This is a genomic window from Pseudoalteromonas sp. JC28, assembly GCF_013319255.1.
Lineage (GTDB): Bacteria > Pseudomonadota > Gammaproteobacteria > Enterobacterales > Alteromonadaceae > Pseudoalteromonas.
The window spans coordinates 79,925-104,276 of record NZ_QOKX01000001.1 but is presented as its reverse complement, the minus strand read 5'-3'; the positions used below and the strand labels follow the sequence as shown (position 1 = coordinate 104,276).

Sequence of the window (24,352 nt, the reverse complement as noted above, 5' to 3'; positions counted from 1 at the left end):
ATGTTGAATTTATGCCAATCACTTGCAAAGGATAACATTGCGCTTTGGGCCAATGGAGACAAACTTAAGATTGTCCATGGTGAGCAAGGACTCAGCCAACAATGGGTTGACTACCTCAAAGCAAATAAAGCCGCATTATTAGATTACCTTGTATCGCAGCAAGTTTTTTCCGAACAAGACTTTGAACAGTTGCTAGCGACTGAGCATAAAAAGGCATCTGAGATCCGTGCCATCTTTGATGCTAACAGTATGCAAAAAGGTTTTGTTTATCATCACCTTGCCCAACCAAATGACGATGCTTACCGCGTTCAGTTAGTCATCGATTACCATCAAGCACTCGATGTCGATGCTTACCAACAGGCTTGGATCTTGGCATCAATGCGTTACCCTGCGCTACGTACTGCGTTCAACTGGGAAAATGAAATCATCCAAGTGATCAAAGGAGGAGCCGGATTTACCCCAAATCACTTCAGTTTTCACGACTTGAGTAGGCTAGACCACATTGAACAACAGACACGTATCGATAAGCTCATTCACGACGACCGTAATACGCCTTTCGATTTGACTCAGCCGGGATTAATGCGCTTTGCTATCGTTAAGCGCGCCGATGCACATTACACCCTAATTAAAGCAGAACACCACAGCATCAGCGATGGTTGGAGCTTTCCGGTGATGCTGCAAACCGTGCATCAAAACTACGCCAAACTAACCAAAGGCGAGCCGGTCATTGTTGAAGAAGAAACGGCTTACCTACAAACACAAGCGCGCTATCAGCAAAATCAAAAATCTAGCGATAGCTATTGGCAAACCCAAAAGGCACAATTTGGTGAGCCCAATGATATCAACCGCTTATTGAGTAAAAATATTGACCAATCTGGCTCGTCACAGATCCACAAAGCAGCGGCGAGCGAATTAAAGCTCTCTTCAGAGCGCCATCAACAGCTCAAAGCATTTGCTAAACAACACGGACTAACGCTGAACGTCTTAATGCAATTTGCTTGGCATAAAGTACTGCAATATTACTGCGACGCTGAGCAAACCATAGTAGGCACAACGGTCTCGGGTCGTGAACTCCCCATTGACGGGATCCATGCCAGTGTTGGTTTATATATCAACACCCTACCTCTTTCCCTTGATTGGCAAGAACCGGCCAGTATTCGCACCCAGCTTACAGCGCTGAAAGAAAAAATTGCAGAACTTAACGGCAACAGCAGTGTTTCACTGTCGCAACTACAAGAGCCGAATACTCGCCTGTTCAACAGTCTATTTGTATTTGAAAACTATCCGACACCAGCGGGACAAGACGTGCTCGAATGGTCATTCGATAAGATGATTGAAAAAGTAGACTATCCGCTCACCATCAGCATTGTTGAACAACAAGATATCTTGCTACTTAAGTTGAGCTTCTGCGAAACCATGCTGGCACCAAGCAAAGCACAGCGATTGCTCACCCAAATGACATTGGTGTTAGATGCCATTATTGCTGATGAGAACCAGCCGCATAGCCAAATTTCTTTGTTAAGTAATGATGAGCGAGCACCAATGGTTGAGGTAGATGAGCATGCGGATTATTTGCACTCTACTATCCATGAATTGGTTGCTCAGCAAGTACAAAAAACGCCAACTCGAATAGCGCTGGTTGAAGGCGAAATGCAGCTGACCTATCAAGAATTAGAACAAAGCGCGAATAATCTTGCCGCCTACATTAAAGATCATGTGGACGTTGGCAGCCATCGCTTTGTTGGGCTTTTCTGTGAACGCTCTATTGCAATGGTAATCGCAAAACTGGCTATCCTAAAAGCGGGTTGTGCTTATGTACCGCTTAACCCTGATTATCCAGATCAGCGCATAGAGTATATGCTCAACGACACGCAACTTGGTTTGATTTTAACACAAAGCGAGCTACGCCCGCGTATCGAAACACTCGTTGTAAGTTGTGATGCAGAGCCGCAAATTACCTGCTTAGATAGCTTGTCTTTGTCTGATGCAGCGCCCGTACTATCAGGCGCACATGCGCAAACCGAAGCCTATGTGATCTATACATCCGGTACGACAGGTGAGCCAAAAGGCGTGGTCGTTCCACACCGTGGCGTTGTTTCTTTGGTACAAGATACTGATTTAATAAACACGTCAGAAAACGACGTGTTTATTCACCTATCTAATCCAAATTTTGACGCCGCAACGTTTGAAATTTGGACACCACTGATAAACGGCTGCAAATTGGTTGTAGCAAGTGCGCAACAAGGCGCGGATCCTGACAGCCTATCAAGGTTAATTAAACAACACGGTGTTAGTGTACTTTGGCTAACGCGCACACTGTTTGATTCGCTGTATTTACAACAACCTGATATTTATGACAATGTCCGCTGCGTACTAACAGGCGGTGAGGCAATCACTCCAAGCATAGTTAAACGCATTCTCGCCAGAGATACGCGACCAGAGTTGGTGATAAACGCATATGGCCCAACTGAAAGCACGACATTTACCACTTTCTATCCATGTGCCAATATTGATGGCCCGGTGCCCATCGGCCAAGCCATTAATCATCGCCAAGTATTATTGCTTGATAAACATCTTAATCCAGTGCCATACGGCGCGACAGGCGAGATATTTATAGCGGGTGCCGGACTTGCCTGTGGCTACCTTAATAAACCAGAAATGAGTGCTGCGCGCTTTATCGATAACCCGTTTGCAAGCGCAAAGGCCAAACAACTCGGGCTAGATAAACTGTATAAAACGGGAGACTTAGGACGTTGGTCCGAGTCTGGCGTACTAGAGTTTTTAGGCCGTAACGATCACCAAGTGAAGATCCGCGGGTTTAGGATTGAGCTTGCTGAAATAGAAGCTCAACTCAACGAATTGGCGCAAGTGAAAGTCGCCGCTGTGGTGGTATTCGAACAAGCGGGCAACAAGCAACTTGCTGCATACGTGGTACCAGAGCACGGCGAGTTAGACCTCAATGCAGTAAAACAGGAACTGGCTCAGGTTTTACCTAGCTATATGATCCCAAGCTACTTTGAAGTGATGTCGGCGTTACCGTTTAACAACAATGGTAAGCTGGATCACAGGCAATTGCCCACTCCAACCGTGGTGGATGAAGACAACTATCAAGCCCCGAGCAGCGAATTAGAAAAACAATTGTGTGGTATTTGGCAGTCAGTATTGGGTCTAGAACAAGTGGGCGTTAATGATGACTTTTTCAAAGTCGGTGGCGATTCTATTGTCAGTATTCAACTTGTGTCTGCGCTGCGTAAAGCTGGCTTTAACCTTCAGGTTAAAGACATCATTGACGCCCCAAGCGTGGCAGCGCAGGCCTATTTAATTCAACACGTTAGCACTGAAACCATTGAACTTATCACGGAGCAAGGTAGGTTAAGTGGTGAGTTTGCACTACTGCCTATCCAACAGTGGTTTTTCGATTTAGGGCTACCAAATCCACACCATTGGAACCAAGCATTTACCCTTAACTTACCTGAACACATTGAACACCCGGAGCTGACTCAAGCTATTCAAGCGCTGAGCGAGCATCATGACATGCTACGTTGTCACTTTGTTCAGACCAGCAACGGGGTAAAACAAGCGTACCAAGCGGCAATAGAGCTTGAAGTCCCATTACTTGATGCAACGGCTCTGAGTAAAGACGCGTTATTTAACGAATTGACCAAACTACAAAGCCAATTTGATTTATTCAATGGCCCCCTGTGGCAGGCAGCGTTGGTGAAAACGGCCGAGGGCAGTCAGGTATTCTTTGCCTTCCATCATGCCATTATTGATGTGGTATCGTGGCGGGTGTTAAGCCAAGACTTACAAACCCTATTAAATGGTGAAGCACTAACAGACAAGCTTACCAGCTATCGTCAGTGGGTGGATGCCATTGCCACCTACCCTTCGGCTCACCCTGAGCAAGCGTACTATTGGCAGCGGGTACAAAAAGGCTTTACTAGCCAACCCACTTACTCAGCACAATCACAATACAGCATCACGTTTGAGCAAGAAACGACCGCTAAATTGCTACGAGATGCCAATCTTGGTTTGAATACTGACATTAACGACTTGCTTTTGGCGGCACTCAATATTGCCCTACACAGCACTTTTGACAGTACCGTTAATCATATTCAACTTGAAGGTCATGGTCGTGAAAATATAGATCCGCGCTTGGATGTGTCGCAAACCTTAGGCTGGTTTACCAGTATGTATCCTGTGCGCCTTGAACACCACGACGACGTTATTGCAAGCATCGCAAACACCAAAGAAATGCTGCGCCAAATCCCGGATAAAGGCGTGGGTTATGGCGCTTTTGTGCAAGCAGACAAAGTCAGCGCAATTCGCCCTCAGGTGAGCTTTAACTACCTAGGTCAATTGAATCAGCAACAACAGCAAAACCGAGATTGGCAGCTGGATGATACTCAAGCAGGCTATGTGATGACTGAGGCAAACGCTCAGGCTGACAATGCACTGCTACTCAACATCAATGGCGCAGTTCGCGGTGACAAGCTTCACTTTGATGTGGTTTCGAGGTTGAACCAATCACAGTCGTTGGCATTTGTTGAGCACTTTGAAATGGCGCTTCATCAGGTCATTAATGCAAGCTGTGAACTAGCCGCGCAAGCGCCGCAGCAAACCCCTAGCGATATGGGGTTAAGCGACTTATCTTATGGGCATTATCAAGCGCTGAGCAAGCACTATAATATCGAAGCACTTTACCCGGCTAATAGCTTGCAACAAGGCTTTATCTATCATGCTGTTAACTTCCCAACGGATGATGCCTACCGAGTGCAATTGGTCATGGATATTGAACAAGCGCTAGAGGTTGAACACTTTATTCATGCCTGGCGTTTAGCGTCGCTTCGCTTCCCTATTCTACGCACCGCTTTTGATTGGCAAGAATGTCTACTCCAAGTAGTGTGTCGCGACGCCAGTATCGATGACAGCCACTTCACCATAGTAGATCTGTCATCCCTTGACGAGCACGGCCAACAGCAAGCCATCAGCAAAGCGCAAGCCGAAGATCGACAAGTTCCGTTTGACCTAAGTCAACCGGGGCTTATTCGCTTCACCTTATTTAAGCGCAGTGAAAACCTCTACACACTTATCAAAACCGAACACCATGCCATTAATGATGGCTGGAGTGGACCGTTAATGCTGCAAGCAGTCGCTGAGTATTATCGCCAGCTTTGTGCAGGGAAAACACCAGAGGTGCAAGCGCAGCAAACCTATTTAGAGGCGCAAGCTTATTACCTTAAAAATGCCAAGCAAACTCAGACATACTGGCAGCAACAACAAGCCGAATTTGATACCGCAAACGATATTAACTTATTACTCGGTGGTCAGTATGACTTGTCGCAAAGTCGAATCGTTGAGCAAGTGCAATCGGTGCAGTTTAGTCTTCAAGGCGAGGCGTTTAGGTCGCTACAACATACTTGTCAACAAGCTGGCGTAACCCTCAACGTTGCATTGCAATTTGCTTGGCATAAGTTACTGCAAACCTATTCTGGTGATAGCCAAACGATTGTTGGTAGCACAGTTTCCGGTCGTGAAATTCCAGTCAATGGGATTGAACAAGCGGTCGGTTTGTTCATCAACACCTTACCTTTAGTGGTGAATTGGCAAGCAGAAGCAAGTTGTAATGACATTCTCAAAGCCATTCAAAAAGGCGTAGCTGCACTCAATAGCCACAGCGACATGAGCTTGTCAAAACTGCAACGTGATGGTCAACGCTTGTTCCATACCCTCTTTGTATTTGAAAACTACCCGACTCCAGAAAATACCGGCAGCTGGAAGTTTAGAGAATCAATAGAAAAAGGCGACTATCCGATTTCTGTGGTGGCTCAAAGCGAGCAAGACCGCTTAGACTTTGTGATGCACTACAACGGGGAATGGTTAAGCACAGCGCGGGCAGAGTGGATCCTTGACCAAGTACAAGCTATTTTGGTTCAGCTTGGGGAGCGACTGACACAAAGCCATCAAAGCATTAGCTTGGTCAATAACCAAATGCAGACAACGCTTAGCCAATGGCACAACAACGCCGAGTCGTTTACCACCGACAAAGATTTGGCCAGCTTAGTAGAGCAGCACGCCGCTAACACCCCTGAGCAGACGGCCATGTTAACCAGCAGTGGTGAAGCACTGTCTTATGCCGAAGTGAACGGTAAAGCCAATGCCCTTGCACAGCAAATCCTTGCTCAGCACCCCAAAGCCCAAGCTGGCCTATTGCCTGCCGATACCCCTATCGCCCTCTACTTTTCTCGCAGTAGCGAGATGCTTATTGCTATTTTGGCCGTGCTCAAAGCCGGTGGTGCCTATGTGCCTGTTTCACCAGATTACCCAGAAGCTCGGGTTGAGTTTATTTTAACTGACACCAACACCGACTTAGTGCTAACCCAGGAAAGCCACTTGCCATCACTTAACCCTGTGCTTGGAAAAGCGGCGGCGCTCGGCGTAAACACCCATGCGCTTGCGGTGGAGCACGAGAACTTAGTGCGTCCAACCGCGTTGGCTAACTTGGCTTATATCATCTACACCTCAGGGACAACCGGACAACCAAAAGGTGTGATGCTCACTCAGCACAATGTGCTTTACTATCTTCACGCCTTAACCCGCCAGCTAGGTGACAAGTATCGTAATATCGACTTTTCTTCTAACTACTGTTTTGACCTGTCGGTGACCACCACCTTATGCCCGCTCCTTGCTGGACAAACGGTGTGTGTTTATGAAGGCGATATTCTTGATGCCGCCGCCTTTAGAACTCATCTAAATACCGCGAACGTTGGCTTTGTGAAAACCACACCGAGTCTTGCCATGGCGCTATTGCCTGGCAGCGACGCACAAGTCGATGCCCTAATGCTCGGTGGTGAAGCGCTGACTGAGCAGGCCATTGCCGCATTAAGCGACCATGTAAACGCTATTTTCGATGAATATGGCCCAACGGAAGCCACAGTCGGTGCGATGCTAGCACAGGCCTACCCACGTCTTCATCAAGGCATAGGTAAAGCCTACCCTAACGTTAATCTTCATGTGCTGTCTGAGTCGCTGCAGCCCATGCCCATTGGTGCGCCGGGTGAGTTATATATTTCAGGCCTTGGGGTTGCCCGTGGTTACTTAAACCGCCCTGAACTCAATGCTGAGCGCTTTATTGATAATCCATTTAGTCACGACCCCGCCCATAGCAAGCTGTACAAAACCGGTGACCTTGCCCGTTTCCTAGACAACGGCGACTTGGTGTATCTCGGTCGTAACGATGAGCAGGTGAAAATTCGTGGTTATCGTGTCGAACTAGGCGAGATTGCCGCTGCTATTGTCGACCAACAAGGCGTACAAAACGCTGTGGTGATTGACGTGCCTGCACCGCAAGGCAAAGCGCTGGCCGCTTATCTTGTCGCAGAGCCTGACCTTGAAATTACCGAGTTAAAGCTCGCCCTAAGTGCTGCTTTACCTGAATACATGGTGCCCAGTCACTTTACTCTAATCGAGCATATTCCACTCACGGGTAACGGTAAGCTTGACCGCAAAGCACTCCCCGTGCCAGAGCTTCAAGCCGACAACCTCTATGTGGCACCGCGCAATGCCTTAGAGACCCAACTTTGTGAGATTTGGCAACAGGTACTTGGCCTTGAGCAAGTGGGGATTGAGGATAATTTCTTCAGTATCGGGGGGGACTCTATCTCGGCTATCCGGTTGATGAATGCGTGTAATAAAGCACTGGATTTAAACATCCCAATTTCAGCCTTGTTTGAGCATACCCATATTGCCGCAATCGTCGACAACTTAGAGACGCTGAGCGTGGATATCGAGATTAAAGCAGGCTCCGGATCACAACAAGAACAAACTAATAGCATGAGGATTTAACCATGTTGTCATTGCTCGCTGAACTGAAAGATCACAATCTCTCAATCTGGTTGCAAGACGGCGGACTAGAGCTGTCATTTGGCGCGCAAGCGCCAGATGCTGCGCTTGTTGCAAAGTTAAAGTCAAACAAAACGCAGCTAATGGATTACCTTGAAGCAAAAGCAATTTTTTCAAAGGATGCGTTTAATACACTGCCAGAATTAAACCGCTATCCGCTTTCGTTTGCGCAAGAGCGTTTACTCTTTATCGAACGGTTAGAAAATGGCACCAACGCTTATCATATTCCGTTTTTGGTTAAACTCTCTGAGCACACAGAGCTTGCGCGATTAACGCAAGCACTGAATATCGTGTTAGATAGGCATGAAGTACTTCGCAGTGTCTATCGTCAAGACGAGCAAGGCCACGACTATCAAGAAGTGTTGAGCGCTTGTATTGAGATTACGCCTAGCCCTGTGGCTGACTTAGCTGCGCTTAATACGGCTGTGAAACAAGCTATTAGTACACCATTTGACTTAGCTAATGAGCCTATGTTCAAGGTTTGCTGTTGGACATTAGGCGCTGAACGTTACATGCTATTTATGTGGCACCATATTGCGTTTGATGGCTGGTCCACCGAAATCTTTATGCGTGAGCTACACCAAGCCTATTTTATGCTAGCTTCAGGCAAAACGCCTGAGCTACCAGCGCTTGAGTTACAGTACCAAGATTACGCAAAGTGGCAGCGCGAGTATCTCAGCGGCGATACCTTAACTAAGCTTTTAGACCACTGGACTGATGCACTTGCAGGCGCTGAGCAGCTTGAATTACATTCGCCACTACCAAGGCCAAATGAATATCAATATCACGGTGCCGACCACCGTATTCATTTGGGTCAGGAACGAAGCGAAGCCCTCAAGGCCATAGCCAAAACGCAACAAACCAGTCTTTATGTAGTACTGCTCAGCAGCTGGGCATTGACATTACAAGCAACCAGCGGTCAGTCAGATTTAGTCATAGGTACGCCATCTGACAACCGTCACCTAAGCCAGACACAAAATCTTATTGGCTTTTTGGTCAATAGCTTAGCCCTGCCAGTTCATATTGATAACGCACTCGACTTTAATACCTTAATCCAACAAGTGCACCAAACCTTAAAAGCGGCAAAGGCGCACCAAGATCTGCCATTTGATAAATTGGTCGACGCCCTAAAATTACAACGGGATCCGTCTCGCCATCCGCTATTTCAAATGATGTTTGCGCTTGAACAATTTAAAAATAACAGCGACGACAGCAGCCAACAGCTGTTTACGCCAGTGGATGAGTCACAGGTAAAAGCGCTCCATAAAGTGGCAAAGTTCGACATTAGTTTACTGCTACAAAATGGTGACGAAGAAGTATTTGGTGATATTAACTACGCCACTGCGCTATTTCCTAGTGACTGGATCGCAACTCTTGCTGAGCGCTTTATCAATATTATCGATCAAGTGATCGCCAGAACTGCACAGCCACTTGCAAAAGTAGCCCTACAAAATAGAACTGAGACTGACACACTCCGTGCTTGGCACAACAACGCCGAGTCGTTTGCTACCGACAAAGATCTGGCCAGCTTAGTAGAGCAGCACGCCGCTAACCCCCCTGAGCAGACGGCCATGTTAACCAGCAGCGGTGAAACGCTGTCTTATGCCGAAGTGAACGGTAAAGCCAATGCCCTTGCGAAGCAAATCCTTGCTCAGCACCCCAAAACCCAAGCTGGCCTATTGCCTGCCGATACCCCTATCGCCCTCTACTTTTCTCGCAGTAGCGAGATGCTTATTGCTATTTTGGCCGTGCTCAAAGCCGGTGGTGCCTATGTGCCTGTTTCACCGGATTACCCAGAAGCTCGGGTTGAGTTTATTTTAACTGACACCAACACCGACTTAGTGCTAACCCAGGAAAGCCACTTGCCGTCACTTAACCCTGTGCTTGAAAAAGCGGCGGCGCTCGGCGTGAAGGCGCTCAGTGTGAATACCCGTGCACTGGCGGTGGAGCATGAGAACTTAGTGCGCCCAACCGCGTTGGCTAACTTGGCTTATATCATCTACACCTCAGGGACAACCGGACAACCAAAAGGCGTAATGCTCACGCAGCACAATGTGCTTTACTATCTTCACGCCTTAACCAGCCAGTTAGGTGACAAGTATCGTAATATCGACTTTTCTTCTAACTACTGTTTTGACCTGTCGGTGACCACCACCTTATGTCCGCTCCTTGCTGGACAAACAGTGTGTGTCTATGAAGGCGATATTCTTGATGCCGCCGCCTTTAGAGCTCATCTAAATGCCGCGAACGTTGGCTTTGTGAAAACCACACCGAGTCTTGCCATGGCGCTATTGCCTGACAGCGACGCACAAGTCGATGCCCTAATGCTCGGTGGTGAGGCGTTGACCGACCAGGCCATTGCCGCATTAAGCGACCATGTGAACGCTATTTTCGATGAATATGGCCCAACGGAAGCCACAGTCGGTGCGATGCTAGCGCAGGCCTACCCTCGCCTTCATCAAGGCATAGGTAAAGCCTACCCTAACGTTAATCTTCATGTGTTGTCTGAGTCGCTGCAGCCCATGCCCATTGGTGCGCCGGGTGAGTTATATATTTCAGGTCTTGGGGTTGCCCGGGGTTACTTAAACCGCCCTGAACTCAATGCTGAGCGCTTTATTGATAATCCATTTAGTCACGACCCCGCCCATAGCAAGCTGTACAAAACCGGTGACCTTGCCCGCTTCCTAGACAACGGCGACTTGGTGTATCTCGGTCGTAACGATGAGCAGGTGAAAATTCGTGGTTATCGTGTCGAACTAGGCGAGATTGCCGCTGCTATTGTCGACCAACAAGGCGTACAAAACGCTGTGGTGATTGACGTGCCTGCACCGCAAGGCAAAGCGCTGGCCGCTTATCTTGTCGCAGAGCCTGACCTTGAAATTACCGAGTTAAAGCTCGCCCTAAGTGCTGCTTTACCTGAATACATGGTGCCCAGTCACTTTACTCTAATCGAGCATATTCCACTCACGGGTAACGGTAAGCTTGACCGCAAAGCACTCCCCGTGCCAGAGCTTCAAGCCGACAACCTCTATGTGGCACCGCGCAATGCCTTAGAGACCCAACTTTGTGAGATTTGGCAACAGGTACTTGGCCTTGAGCAAGTGGGGATTGAGGATAATTTCTTCCAAATCGGCGGCGATTCAATTGTCAGTATTCAGCTGGTTTCACGCTTAAGAGAAGCAGGATTAACTGTACAAGTTAAAGAAATATTTGCCGCCCCAACTCCCGCGCAGCTGGCAAAGCTTATCAGTGCGAATGGCGACAAGAAGGTTACGATAAAAACCGAACAAGGCCAGCTTGAAGGCGAGTTCGATCTACTGCCTATCCAGCAGTGGTTCTTCGCAAATCAGTTTGCTAACCCCGCACACTTTGCCCAAACTTTTGCCACTGTAATGCCAAGCGCAATCAGTGATGAGAGATTAGTTGAGCTATTGTCCGAGCTTGCTGAGCAACATGATGTGCTACGCCTTGTTTTCAATCAAAAGACGGCGCATATTACCCAGCAGTACCAACAAAATAATACCATGGCGCCTCTAGTTAAACTTGATGCAGACACACTCAGTGACGACGAGCTTGCCAAGCAATTAACCCGCTTGCAGTCACAGTTTGCGTTAAATTCAGGCCCTCTATGGCAGCCAATTCGTGTCAAACGCCAAAGCCAAGATGTATTGGTATTGGCCTTCCACCACCTGATCATTGACTTTGTCTCTTGGCGGATCCTAATTGAGGACTTAAATAGCCTTTATCAAGGCAAAAAATTGGCGCAAAAAACCTCAAGCTACCGTCAATGGGTTGAGACCTTAAACCAATACGCACATGTTCAAGCCGAACAAATCGATTACTGGCAAGAAGTACTTGATACTTGTCAAACACACTTAACAGCGAATAGTACACCGAGAAACCAAGTAATTAAACTTGACTCTGCATTTACACAAACGCTGCTGTTTGACGCTAATCAAGGCTACCACACAGAGCCTCGAGACCTTGTCGTCGCCGCACTGTCCCTAACTCTAGCTCATATCACTGGTAGTAATGATCAGATTATTGCGCTTGAAGGACATGGTCGTGAACACATCGCCGAAGATATAGATCATTCACGCACCGTAGGCTGGTTTACGTCATTATATCCACTAGCACTCCATGCGGGTTCTAGTCTCGAAAGCGCTATCGTCAATGCCAAAGAGCAGCTGCGTAAATTGCCAGACAATGGCGTTGGTTTTGGTCAATTCTATTTTTCCAAACAAGTGACGGGGACTTTACCAACCGTTGCATTCAACTATTTAGGCCAAATCGGTGGCACTAAAACGCAGCAACCTCATGGCGACTTTTACTTGACCGAAGCCATTACAGGTCAACCAGTCGCAAGCGAAAATAATGGTCATTACGTTCTTGATATCAACGCGGCTATTATTCATGGTCAGCTTGTCTTAAATTGCACCACAGCATTGTCTGAAACCGAATTTGCCCTATTCCAAAGTCAGTTCACTGCCAGTCTACAAGCGGTGCTGGACACGGCATTACATACCAAAGCGCTTGGCGCCAAACAAACGCCGAGCGACTATAACCTGACAGGCGTCAGCTTCGCCCACTTAGATGCACTGCGCACACGTTACGACCTAGCCGCGGTTTATCCCGCAACAAACTTGCAGCAAGGTTTTATTTTCCACCAGCTTAATAGTCCAGAAGATACCGCCTATCGTGTGCAGTCACAGATGCAGTATTTCGATAAAATTGACACTGCGCTTTACTGTCGTGCGTGGCAACTAACCTCGCTGCAATATCCAGCGCTGCGCTGCGCTTTCGATGTTGAAGAAACCATGCTGCAACTTATCGTGGATCACACCTGTGTTGATGAAGATAACTTTAGCGTGATTGATATCAGTCAATACTCAAAAGCAGAACAACAAGCACACATAGAAAAGCTTGCAAACCAAGTGCTAAATCAGCCCTTTAATTTTGCAAGACCGGGGTTATTTACACTGCATTTGGTAAAACGCGGTGAAGCGCATTATCACCTAATAAAAACAGAGCATCACAGCATTTGTGATGGCTGGAGTGGCCCGTTAGTTATGCAGACCGTTCACCAGAACTATACGCAATTACTACAAGGTCGAGAACCTGTTTTACAGGTGGATAACGCCTATTTAGATGCCCATGCTTACCTAAGAGATAATCAGGCCGCCACCAAAGCATTTTGGCAATATCATGTCGCTGATTTATCACAAGCAAACGATCTTAACACCCTGTTTAGTCACTCAACAGATTTAGAAACGCTCCGTCATAATCATGACCAGCAGGCGCTGCATTTTGTCCTACCAAACGAGATGTTAAGTAAGTTGCAGCAAGCATGTCAGCAACATTCTGTCACGCTCAATGCTGCGGTACAATTTGCCTGGCATAAGCTTATCCAAATCTATACTCGCGACGAATTTACTTTAGTAGGTACAACTATCGCAGGTCGCGACTTACCAATTGACGGCATAGAGCAAAGTGTTGGAGCTTACATCAATACGCTACCGCTTTATCTTGATTGGCCTACAGATGCTACCATCGCGCAACAACTCGAGAAGATCCAAACTGCCATTTTGGACTTAAATAGCCATGCGAATGTGTCACTCGCGTCACTGCAACAAGGCGGTAATCGGCTATTCCAAAGCCTAGTCGTTTTCGAAAACTACCCAAACCTTGAAAATGAACAAGCAGAGGCACAACAAGCTCGCTGGCAGTTTGACGCAGCACCAGAGCAAGTTGAATACCCACTTGCATTGATAGCAAAGGAGCAAGGAGAGCTACAACTTGAGCTGATGTACGACGCCAGCTTGCTTTCGCCAGCACGTGCCGTACAACTGCAATCTCAACTGCTACTTATCCTCAAGCAAGTCGCTGACAATACTCACTTACCGCATCAACACATTGAAATTGCCAATACAGTGGAAAAGGCCCGTATTCTCAACGAGTGGAATGAAACCGAGCGCCAGTCATGTGGCTTCGAGAACTTCAACGACTTATTTAGTGAAAAAGTCGCCGTATTCCCGGGTGCAACCGCTGTGGTCTGGCAAGATGAATCACTAAGCTATCAAGCACTCGACCGCCAGGCTTGCCAGCTTGCCCAGCAATTATTGGTGATTAAGGCTGAGATTTATGGCGACGAGTATCAAGGTGATTTTCCAGTCTTGTTGCTGCATGAAAAACAGTTGGACTCTATCGTTGCGATCCTCGCTATTCTTAAAGCAGGCGGTGGTTATGTTCCTGTATCACCGGAATTTCCTGACTCAAGGATTGAATATATTGCCAAGGACTGTGGTGCGAAAATCGTGGTCACCCAATCGGGATTAGTGGATAGAGTTGCGAGTACAACACTTGCCTCACTGACACATGTACTCAGCGATGCACCAATGGAGGAAACAAGCTTAGACCAAGCGGTATCGGTGAGCCCGTCTGATTTGGCTTATATTATCTATACCTCTGGTACCACAGGTAACCCTAAAGGCTTAGAAATCAACCATGCGGCACTATTAAACTATGCCACTGACGACCACTTTATCGATCCCACACAACTGAGCAAGGTCCTTAGCTTATCGAGTATTAGCTTCGACGCGTTTATTTTTGACTGCTTTGTCACACTCAGTAATGGCGCAGCACTACACCTGATAGATAAACAGACTCAACTTGATCCAGAACGACTGATTGAATACTGCCAAGCACAGCAGATTGATACGTGTTTTGTAACCACTGCGCTATTTAATCGTTTAGCTAACGAAGACTTCTTCTTACACGCCGGACTTAAACAGATTAATTTTGGTGGAGAGGCGGTCGACTTAGCTATGGTTGAGCGAGTAAAGCATCAAGCGCCAGAGCTGATGCTTTACCACGCCTACGGCCCAACTGAGACCACCGTTTATGCGACTTGCTGCTTACTCAACACTGTAAATCACGGAGCACCTATTGGCCGTGCCATTGCCAATAAATCTGCTTACGTGTTGTCGCCTGCTGGAAAAATACTTCCACCGGGCGTGGCAGGAGAGCTTTATATTGGCGGCGCGGGTATGGCAAGAGGCTATTTACACCGTCCAGATTTAACCGAACAAGCATTCTTAGTTAATCCGTTCGCATCGGATAGGTATCTCGCAAACGGTTGGAACAAAATGTATAAAACGGGAGATTTGGTTAAATGGCGTGAAGATGGCTTATTAGAGTATGTTGGTCGTAATGATTTTCAGGTGAAAATTCGTGGTTACCGCATCGAACTTGGCGAGATTGAAACTGCGATTAAGCAACAACCGCAAATTCATACTGCGTTTGTAAACGTGAATGAACAAGATGGGATTAAACGTATCGTGGCCTATTTGGTCATGGCAAATACTGAGTCACTGGGTGAGGCAAAGCTTAAGCAAACACTCTCTCACATGCTGCCGAGTTATATGCTGCCAAGTGCCTACGTCACATTAGACGCCCTACCGGTTACGGTTAATGGCAAGATTGATGCCCGAGCACTACCGCAGCCCGATTTTAGCCAAACTGAGACCCTCCATGCTCCAAACACAGAACTGGAGCGGCATATCGCTAAAATCTGGTGTGCTGTTTTGGGGATTAAGCAGGTTGGCTTGGAAGATAACTTCTTCCATATCGGTGGGGACTCAATTATGAGTATTCAGCTCATGTCGGCTCTCAAACGTGCTGGCTATTCGCTGTCGACCAAAGACATATTTACGTATCCAACCCTAAAAGCGCTTTGTGCATTTTTGGCAAATAATGAACAGGTAGAAATTGTGGCTGAACAAGGTGAGCTCAGCGGAGAAATCAAGTTATTACCTATCCAGCAATGGTTCCTCAACTCCCACTACCGTCATAAAGCGCATTTTAATCAGTCGGTCATGCTCGCACTTCCGCACAATACCGCGCTAGATACTTTGGAGCGTGCACTCGTGCAGCTGCATCAACAACATGACATGTTACGCGCTCAGTTTAGCAAAACCGAGACTTGGCAATCCCAATATCAAAGCGTTGCTGCTTGTCCAACACCAAAGCTTATCCATTTGGACACCTCGGGGCTTGATGAGCAGCAAACCGGTCTGGCGTTGAGTAAAATACACGCCCGTTTTGAACTCGGTTCAGGTGCTTTGTGGCAACCGGTTTTACTCAGCGATGATACGCCGCTAACTAGGCTTGTACTTATCGTTCATCACCTTGTTATTGATGGTGTTTCGTGGCGTATTTTGGTCGAAGACTTAAGCCGCTTGCTACAAGGCGACACCTTAAGCGACAAAACCAGCAGTTATCGCCAATGGTCAGACGTTGTGGCCCAGCATCCTTTTGAACAACAAATACCGTATTGGCAAAACGTGCTAAGCACACAACAAAACATACCTTACGGTAAATCACAACAGCGTCTTACGCATCAATTTGATACTCAGCTTACTGAGCAATTGCTACGCCTTGCTCCTGCTGGATTTAACACAGAAATCAATGATCTCTTAATGAGTGCGTTTACTCGGGCTTGGTGCAATACCTTTGCTACAAACTATTGCCACCTCACGTTAGAAGGCCACGGCCGAGAACATCTGAGTGACCATATTGATACGTCAAGAACACTAGGCTGGTTTACTAGTATGTTTCCGGTTGCTCTGAAAAATGACACGGATTTATCGACGCTGATTATTCAAAGCAAAGAAACGCTTCGTGCCATTCCAGATAAAGGGCTAGGTTTCAGCGAATTGGTCAGACGTGGGGAATTTTCCTTCAATCAATTACCTAAAGTTAGCTTTAATTACTTGGGACAACTTGATAGCAATAGCGATGCACAAGATCAGGGTATACGAATGCTAAATGCACACTCAGGCGATGCCAGCAGCAAGGATAATCAGGATGAAATGGCACTCATCGTGAACGCCGAAGTGCGTCAAATGCGACTACAAGTGGGCATTGCAAGTCAGTTAGATGAGACGCAAACCACCGCATTCATAGAGCAGTTCGATGCTGCCCTTCGAGCCGTCGTTTCACATTCGATTACAGCCGCAAATCCCCAAGGCATAAAAACCCTAAGCGATATTGAGATCGGCGCGTTGGTGAATGAAGCCGATGCACCTATTGAATGGTTTTTCTTCCCTCCGGGTGGCGGTGGTGCTGAGAGTTACTTGCAATCCATTGCTCCCAAGATTTCCGCGCCTTGTTATTGCTTCAATAACATCTACGCCGCACAGGAAAAACCAAAGGGCTCGCTCGCCTATGACTATTATCAGTTCCAAACATTGGCGTTGCAGTATGCTATTCATCTTAAAAAGCTAAAGCCTAGTGGTCCTTATCGGATTTTTGGTTGGAGTTTTGGCGCAACGCTAGCACTTGAGGTTGCCAAACTGCTGCAAAATGAGGGGGACACAGTCGAACACTTGGTATTCGTCGACCCTTGTTTTGACTATGCCACGATGCATGATGAAGTTTTTGCTCTACACCCAGAGTTCAGTCATCTTGAGCCCGATAGAATTAATTATCACTACCAAAATGATCCGGCATTTTCTAGCACCGCAAAGGTGACGCTATTTAGTGCTGGTTGTGCGGTTGAAGTGGCTCAGTCGGATAGCCTAGAGTTGCAACTTTCCAGTCATATAATCAACCGATACGTTGATAAGAATCAAAATCTTATCGAAGAAGCAATGCAACCCAGTCAGGTTCAAGTGTTCACCATGAAAGGGTCGCACAACAGTTGGGTAAAAACACCGGAAGACTTAATAAAAATGTCAGAAATTATGAACACTCTTTAACATTTTATTCGTTAATATAATGTTAAATTAAATTTTCTAGAGTGAGGCATTAAAGGGAGCTCCCCTCTTCACTCTAGGATTAATTAATTGCCACATTTTCTCACAATATATGATTAAGGAATTACAAAATGGCTAAGGAAAATGTAGATGTACTTATTATCGGCGCTGGACCTGCTGGGACAATGACCGCTGCAAAGCTAATTCAAGCAGGGTTAACCGTGAAGATCGTTGAACGTAGCCACTTTCCACGCTATGTTATCGGTGAAAGTCTTCTACCACAAAGTATGCAGCATTTAGAAGATGCTGGATTTATGGATGCGTTAGTCGCACGCAATTACCAAAAGAAAATCGGTGCTAATTTTAAACAAGATGACTTCCAAGAGTTTTTCGATTTCTCTAAAAATTACACCGACGGCTGGACATGGACATGGCAAGTTCCAAGAGATGACTTTGACAATGTACTGGCTGAAGAAGTGCAAAAAATGGGTGCCCCCATCGAATTTGGCACTTCCGTAGTCGATGCCAATATGGATCTAGAAGAACCTATCATTAAGGTAGTCAATGAGGCTGGCGACGAGCAGGAGATCCAAGCCAAATTTGTTGTTGACTCAAGCGGCTATGGCCGAGTACTAGCAAATCTACTTGACTTAAATGAACCTTCGTCAGCACCGACTCGGGCAACTTTGTTCGCGCAATTTAAACCAGCTGATGGCATAGAAACTGGGGCTGAAAACAATAAAGTAACGATTCTGGTTCACGAAGAGGATGTATGGGTTTGGCTAATACCTTTCTCTGACGGTCGTGTTTCAGTCGGCTTTGTTGGTAACCCTGAGTATTTGGAGAGTGCAGAAGGCGATGCTAAAGCGCGCTTTTTAACCTACCTTGCTCGCGATCAACATGCATCAGCAATGTTGGAGGGAATGGCGCTGTGTATGGAACCAAAGGAGATCAAAGGCTACTCTAAAGGTATCAAACAACTGTTTGGTAAAAACTTTGTCCTAACCGGTAACGCCAGCGAATTTATTGACCCCGTATTTTCAGCCGGTGTTATGTTTGCCATTGAGTCAGGCGCACGCGCTGCTGATCTCATTGTTGCGCAGTTAAATGGCGAAGAAGCAAATTGGCAGCAAGAATATGAAGCGCATATGCTTAAAGGGATTGCTGTCATGCGCACCTATATTGAAGGCTGGTACGACGGGCGCTTGCGCCGTTTATTTTTCTCAAACAACAAGCCTGAAAAAATTAAGAGCCAAATCACTTCTGTGCTTGCGGGTTATGTATGGGATGAGACTAACCCATTTGTGAACCGCAGCGAGAAAACTTTGAACTTGCTATCTGATCTCCATAATAACCCTGAAATGGCGTGATTTTAGCTTTTGAGACCGGCGTGGGAATAGCTTCTCACGCCACATAATATACTAACAAAGATGCGTTTCAGTAGTAGTGAAAGTAGTTGTGCGATGCCTATAGTTTCCCTTATTTGCGATTAAACAAAGTGGGGAATTTTGTTGTAGGCCGACCATAGATGTGGCACTTGGCGCTTTAAAGGACTTAGACAATGAAAACTAACTTTGTATACACTGCTGCACTTTCAGCGTTATTAGCAGGCACTGCACTTGCAACTCCCGCACAGGCCTCAGAATATAAAACAATTCTAATTCATGGCTTTCAAGCGGACCAACTTAACCGCCCTAACAGCACCAATGTCGAACTTGAAGGTGAAGAATACTGGTCATCTTTTTGGATAAACCACGCTGATGAGCGTATTGATTGGCCTTCTTATGAGCGTTTGCAAGGCAAAATCGCAACAGATTATATTTGGCCAAAGCTAAAAGCATTTGCAGAAAATGGCACTTGTAATCCTGGCTGTGTCTTTGTTACCCACTCAACGGGTGATTTAGTCGCGCGCTATATCTTAGATAACCAAGCAACTTGGCTTGAAAATGCGGGCCTTCAACCACTTAATATCGTTGCTACTTTTGACCTTGCAGGCGCGGGTGGCGGAAGCGAACTCGCAGACACAGCTATCAACGCTGCGACTTCTGGTGGTGTAGTAGGTGAACTAACTCGCCAAGCAGTTGAGGCATGGCTGGGCAGCATGCCTGAAGAGTTTGGTATCATGTGGGATTTAAAAGTAAATAATGCGCGACAAGTTGCTCAGTATCCGAGTGACAATGCGCCTCGCCTACGCTTTGTTGCTGATGCAAGCGACTATTACGGCCTAACTTCAGGCTTCTTACCAGGTAACGACGATGGTGTTGTATCAACGCACTCTTCTTGTGGTGCATCAGCAAAAGGTGACTTTGGTAGTTGTAGTACAAGCGTTGCTATCAACGGTCAGTTAGCCTCCCAAGACGATGCAGTAACTAGCTTTATGCCATATCACTATCCACTACTAATGAGCGCGGAATATAGCCACGGTAATCTGCCAGATGCTGGATACCAAGGCAAAGTAACAGCGGCTCGTACTCAGTTTAACGCGGGTTATAAAACGATTAGCTACAACACCTATGAAGAAACAACGGGTAGCTGGTTTTGGAAAAAAACTTACCGTTATGTTAGCGAGTCTAACTCACAAAGTTTTTCACAGTTAATACTAAACTCACTGTAACTTAACGGTTATTTTGCTAATTTCTATACCCAAGGAACTGCTCTATGCAGTTCCTTATATTAACCGAGTATTGCTATGAAAAAGTTTTTGTTGATTAGCGCCATTCTTATTGTGATCTGTATCACTGCAGGATATTTTGCCTTGCAGCGCGAAGCTCTGCCCTCAACTGAGTTAGCAGCAACACCACAAGTCACCACACCTATTTTGACACCACCAACAACACCACCAGTCACACCTAAAACTGCGATAACACAAAAACAATCACTCATCGAATCGCTACCACTGGCACAAGCTGCGCAATCAGCTGCGGCACACTATGAATATACTATTTCTCTACCGCCTTATTCACAGCCCCTTGGCAAAGGTGATTTTGATAGGCTCAATCCAAATCATTTCTATGCCATCGAAATGCCAATTGAAGAAAACAACGAACAAGTGTCTTTGTCGCTGAATCAATATCGCTTTGTACACCCCGCTACTATCGAGATAAGTTTATCTGGTAGTCAATTTTCTAATGCAACCGCAATGATACTTGACCCTACATCGCAGCAAACCTTATCTACCACCCGCCTCATAGAGTCTAATGGTATTTGGCTTGGCGCAGTCGATGGCGAGACGACATGGCCTCAAGAGCTGAATGTTGTTGTGCGTGCTAAACCAAACTCGGCTAAGGCCGTTGCATTAACAGCAAGTATCCGCTATTACCAACCCAGCGCCACACTGCTCGCCATTGCTGAACCTTACCCCGAGCAAGCTGACTTGATAATTCCATTGCAACTTAAAGTAAAGCAAAGTGGTACTTATCGTATCCGTGCAAACCTATTTACTCCCGATGGCACACCAATCAGTCATTTGGTTGAAAAGCAAAAGTTAAGCGAAGGGAAACAGGTATTCAACTTAAAAGCACATCAGTCGGTGCTTGCTCCTTTTTCAGCTAAATCCGGCCCATCCCAGTTCACGTTAAAGACATTTGTGATTGAGAGAATGTCGCCAATGCCGGGAGAGCTTGCGCAGTTTGGTGATAGCAAAATAACCGAATACCACATCACTGATTTCTACTTTGACGCACTGGAGAAGCGCCCATATAAGCCCTCGGCTGCCGAGCGTCAACGTCTGGGTTACTTGCAAAAAATGGCAGGTAAGTAAAGTAACTAACCTTTGATTCGGATAATTAGCATAAAAACAAACGGTGACCCTTTTTAGGTCACCGAGTTAGCTAAGCTATATCGCTTCAGCCGTCGTCTTGGGCTTCAGCTCAGCAATGCGATAAAAACCAAGTGCGGTGATAGATACTAAGGTCATGATGATAAACAGCATCATACCGGAGTAAAAATCTAAAATAAGTCCGCCTAAAATGGGCGCTAATGCATACCCTAATGAACACAAGCCAGCAGCACCAAAATAGCTAGCTTTCAGGTTATCTGGTGCCAACCTGTCAATATAGACATTGATGTTAGTAAACATAATTGCTTCGCTCAGACTCAACACCATCATGGCTACAATCCATCCCCAAATATTGTGTACATCATTCAAGGCCATCATGACTTGTGAAATAATCAATATCACGCCACCCGCATAAAGCCTATTTTCAATGCGCCAATTACGCATCAGATGTAGTAATGGAAACTGACAAACGATGATCACACTAGAATTTGCGATGATTAAGCTAGAAATTAGCCAAGCTAGATCGGGGACCTCTGCACGCGTCAAATACTGCACTAAGCTAGAGTCACATTGCGCATAAACCAAATACACTAAAGTTGTAGCGATGAGCACAATTAAAAAAACTTTATCTTTTCGTAAGATCCCCAGCCATTTTGCAAACTTCGGCACAGACTGAGCGGCAGACTGCAAAGCGAAAGTCTGCGCTTCACTCAGTTTAGGTCTAAAGTAAAGCAGCGCGAGCAACAAACCAATATACGAAATGCCAGTATAGATAAAGCTAAACTGCTCACCATTAAGCCCCGCCCATAGCCCGTACAATGGTCCTAAAGCCGCTCCCACATTCACGAGAAAATAGAGTAAATGCAGTGCAAGCTCTCTGTCTTTTGCGTCGGCAAGTTCTTCAGTAAGTAACGCTTTACTAGGCGCATCCCAAAGCGTCCTAGGTAGACAAGCTAAAAACACTGAGGTTGCAAACAACCACAACGACTCAGCCACAGCCAACAGTGAAAAAGAAATCACACCAACAAACACTGCCGCGTAGAGCATTTTGGTGCGACCAAAGCGATCAGCGAGATTCCCCGTATAAAACCCCAAAAATACGGCGAAAGTCGCTGACACCGTCAGCAATAAACCGACCTCTGTTGCACTCAGTCCATAATTTTCGTAAAGAATAACAGCCAAAAAAGGCCATACCATGTAGTAACTAGCGCGAACGAAAAAGTTACCAACAAGCATTACCCAAACTAAAGGTGTAAAGCGCTTTAACCGCTCAATTGCAGAGCTATTCTCCATTGATGTTCCTTGATTATTATTGATTTACGCAGAACCCTAATTCCTAAACCTTAGTTTAGGTCAAGCATTTAACTGCATTCTATTATCTTGGATACTGGAATTTTATGAAGAAAAAATTTCATCCTTGAAATCACAAAGGGAGATAAACTAACTCAATAAAATTAAGCATTAAAACCGCTTAACGTAGAACACATTAAAAAAGTCAAGACCGGGGTTGTGGTCGCTCAAACCAGCATTAGAATAATGCAGATATCGGATCCCTACTTTAGTACTGGGGTTCAAATTAACACTAAGTCCAATGCGGTCTTCAAACTGATAGTGAACACCAATGTCTTTACCCGCAAATCGAGTATCACTGACGTAGGTCATGCCAATTCCAAACTCAAAATTTACCGGCTTTCCAGCAAACTCGGTCAGTGGAACACTAAGCACTGGTGACAATGCAATGGCAAACGTCGTGTCTGAGCGTTTTGGTTTGCCGTATTCCCAATAGTTGGTGCTCAGCTCAAAATAAACATAGGCACCTTCTCCAAAACCATAATCCGCTAAACTATAATGCAAGGGACGATACCCAAGCCGCAGTCCTTTTACATCCCCTTCTCCCATCACATAATCAACTGCAACTTCACTAGCATGTGAGTAAGTAGACACAAACAACATAAGCAAGAATAAAACTAAGCGCATAACGACTCCTCTACAACGAGAGCAATTTTACGCCGTTATTTAATTCTTAAAAGACACCAAAAGACCATATAATAATTGCCATTTAAGCACCAACATGGAATTTTAATGGGTACATTAATTTAACCAAAACCAATAACAAATTATGAGTTATACTATTAAAAACGATCTTGAGAATGTGGTATGCAGTATATAATTGGGAGCGTTATAGGGATATTTAGTGTATTCAGTGCCTTAGCCGCAGCACCAACAAAAGTTGATATCTATACCGAGCATTTTCCTCCGTACCAGATAGAGCAAAAGAACGGCACCATTACTGGGCTTGCCACTGATATCGTACGCCTCATTATGTGGGAAGCAGAGCTAAGCTATCAAATTTATATGTTGCCTTGGACTCGCGCAAAAGCCTTCTCCAAAAAATCCCCTTATTCATTGCTCTACTCGATCGCCAGAACGGAGCAACGTGAAGAAAACCATATCTGGATTGCGCCACTTTGTGAGCTAAAGGTCGCCTTTTATAAGCGTGCTGATATTGCCGATCAGCAGGTGTGGGAAATATGGAAAATCAAACAACATGTTGTCGCTGTTGCGGCTGATCAACTCTCCGAAAACTATTTAAAAGCACAAGGCTTTGTCGCCGATAAGAATATGCTATCAGTAACCAGTTTTAGTCGTGCAGGTGAGCTGCTTGAAAGAGGCAGAATAGACTTTATTTTTGGTGCCGAAAATTTTGTAGATAGAATGGCTGCTAGAATGGGTTTAGTGGAGCAATGGGACAAAGTGCTAGAAGTCCCTGAGTTAAGTAAAACCCTCTATTTAACCGCCAACCCGAGCGCTCCTCCAGAGTATATAAATCGGCTGCGCGCCGCCGCTGAACGAGTGCAGATGCAACGCAAAAAGGTTGATGTCGGCTGCCCCATTGACGAGTAATTCATCGTTTGCT

The 24,352-nt window shown here is 46.0% G+C and carries 8 protein-coding genes; 6 read left to right on the top strand and 2 right to left on the bottom strand.

Annotation, left to right across the window (positions count from 1 at the left end):
* From DS891_RS00355 to DS891_RS00335, 5 genes are all read left to right on the top strand, one after another.
* Positions 1 to 7,845, top strand: coding sequence for a non-ribosomal peptide synthetase (locus DS891_RS00355; RefSeq protein WP_174168506.1), 7,845 nt, complete (start codon positions 1 to 3; stop codon positions 7,843 to 7,845).
* A gap of 2 nt (positions 7,846 to 7,847) precedes the next feature.
* Positions 7,848 to 17,660: a non-ribosomal peptide synthetase gene (locus DS891_RS00350; RefSeq protein ID WP_174168505.1), complete on the top strand. Its 9,813-nt coding sequence runs from the start codon at positions 7,848 to 7,850 to the stop codon at positions 17,658 to 17,660.
* Positions 17,661 to 17,788: 128 nt separating this feature from the next.
* Complete coding sequence (locus DS891_RS00345) at positions 17,789 to 19,027, top strand: NAD(P)/FAD-dependent oxidoreductase (RefSeq protein WP_174168504.1); 1,239 nt, start codon at positions 17,789 to 17,791, stop codon at positions 19,025 to 19,027.
* A 191-nt stretch (positions 19,028 to 19,218) separates the two neighbouring features.
* Positions 19,219 to 20,271: a hypothetical protein gene (locus DS891_RS00340; protein WP_174168503.1), complete on the top strand. Its 1,053-nt coding sequence runs from the start codon at positions 19,219 to 19,221 to the stop codon at positions 20,269 to 20,271.
* 75 nt (positions 20,272 to 20,346) lie between these two features.
* A complete protein-coding gene (locus DS891_RS00335; protein ID WP_174168502.1) occupies positions 20,347 to 21,417 on the top strand; it encodes a hypothetical protein in 1,071 nt (356 codons plus the stop codon).
* Positions 21,418 to 21,492: 75 nt separating this feature from the next.
* Here DS891_RS00335 and DS891_RS00330 read toward each other — a convergent pair whose 3' ends face one another.
* Positions 21,493 to 22,728, bottom strand: coding sequence for an MFS transporter (locus tag DS891_RS00330; protein ID WP_174168501.1), 1,236 nt, complete (start codon positions 22,726 to 22,728; stop codon positions 21,493 to 21,495).
* A gap of 168 nt (positions 22,729 to 22,896) precedes the next feature.
* On the bottom strand, positions 22,897 to 23,412 hold the full coding sequence (locus DS891_RS00325) for an acyloxyacyl hydrolase (protein WP_010604071.1): 516 nt from the start codon (positions 23,410 to 23,412) through the stop codon (positions 22,897 to 22,899).
* A gap of 180 nt (positions 23,413 to 23,592) precedes the next feature.
* Between DS891_RS00325 and DS891_RS00320 the strand changes: the two genes are divergently transcribed.
* Positions 23,593 to 24,339, top strand: a complete 747-nt coding sequence (locus DS891_RS00320; RefSeq protein WP_010604072.1) for an ABC transporter substrate-binding protein — start codon at positions 23,593 to 23,595, stop codon at positions 24,337 to 24,339.
* Positions 24,340 to 24,352: the final 13 nt, after the last annotated feature.

Excerpts from the sequence above, each read along its gene's own strand:
- DS891_RS00355 (WP_174168506.1), top strand. The coding sequence starts at position 1 with ATGTTGAATTTATGCCAATCACTTGCAAAGGATAACATTGCGCTTTGG.
- DS891_RS00335 (WP_174168502.1), top strand. The coding sequence starts at position 20,347 with ATGAAAAAGTTTTTGTTGATTAGCGCCATTCTTATTGTGATCTGTATC.
- DS891_RS00320 (WP_010604072.1), top strand. The coding sequence starts at position 23,593 with ATGCAGTATATAATTGGGAGCGTTATAGGGATATTTAGTGTATTCAGT.
- DS891_RS00330 (WP_174168501.1), bottom strand. The coding sequence starts at position 22,728 with ATGGAGAATAGCTCTGCAATTGAGCGGTTAAAGCGCTTTACACCTTTA.
- DS891_RS00350 (WP_174168505.1), top strand. The coding sequence starts at position 7,848 with ATGTTGTCATTGCTCGCTGAACTGAAAGATCACAATCTCTCAATCTGG.
- DS891_RS00340 (WP_174168503.1), top strand. The coding sequence starts at position 19,219 with ATGAAAACTAACTTTGTATACACTGCTGCACTTTCAGCGTTATTAGCA.
- DS891_RS00325 (WP_010604071.1), bottom strand. The coding sequence starts at position 23,412 with ATGCGCTTAGTTTTATTCTTGCTTATGTTGTTTGTGTCTACTTACTCA.
- DS891_RS00345 (WP_174168504.1), top strand. The coding sequence starts at position 17,789 with ATGGCTAAGGAAAATGTAGATGTACTTATTATCGGCGCTGGACCTGCT.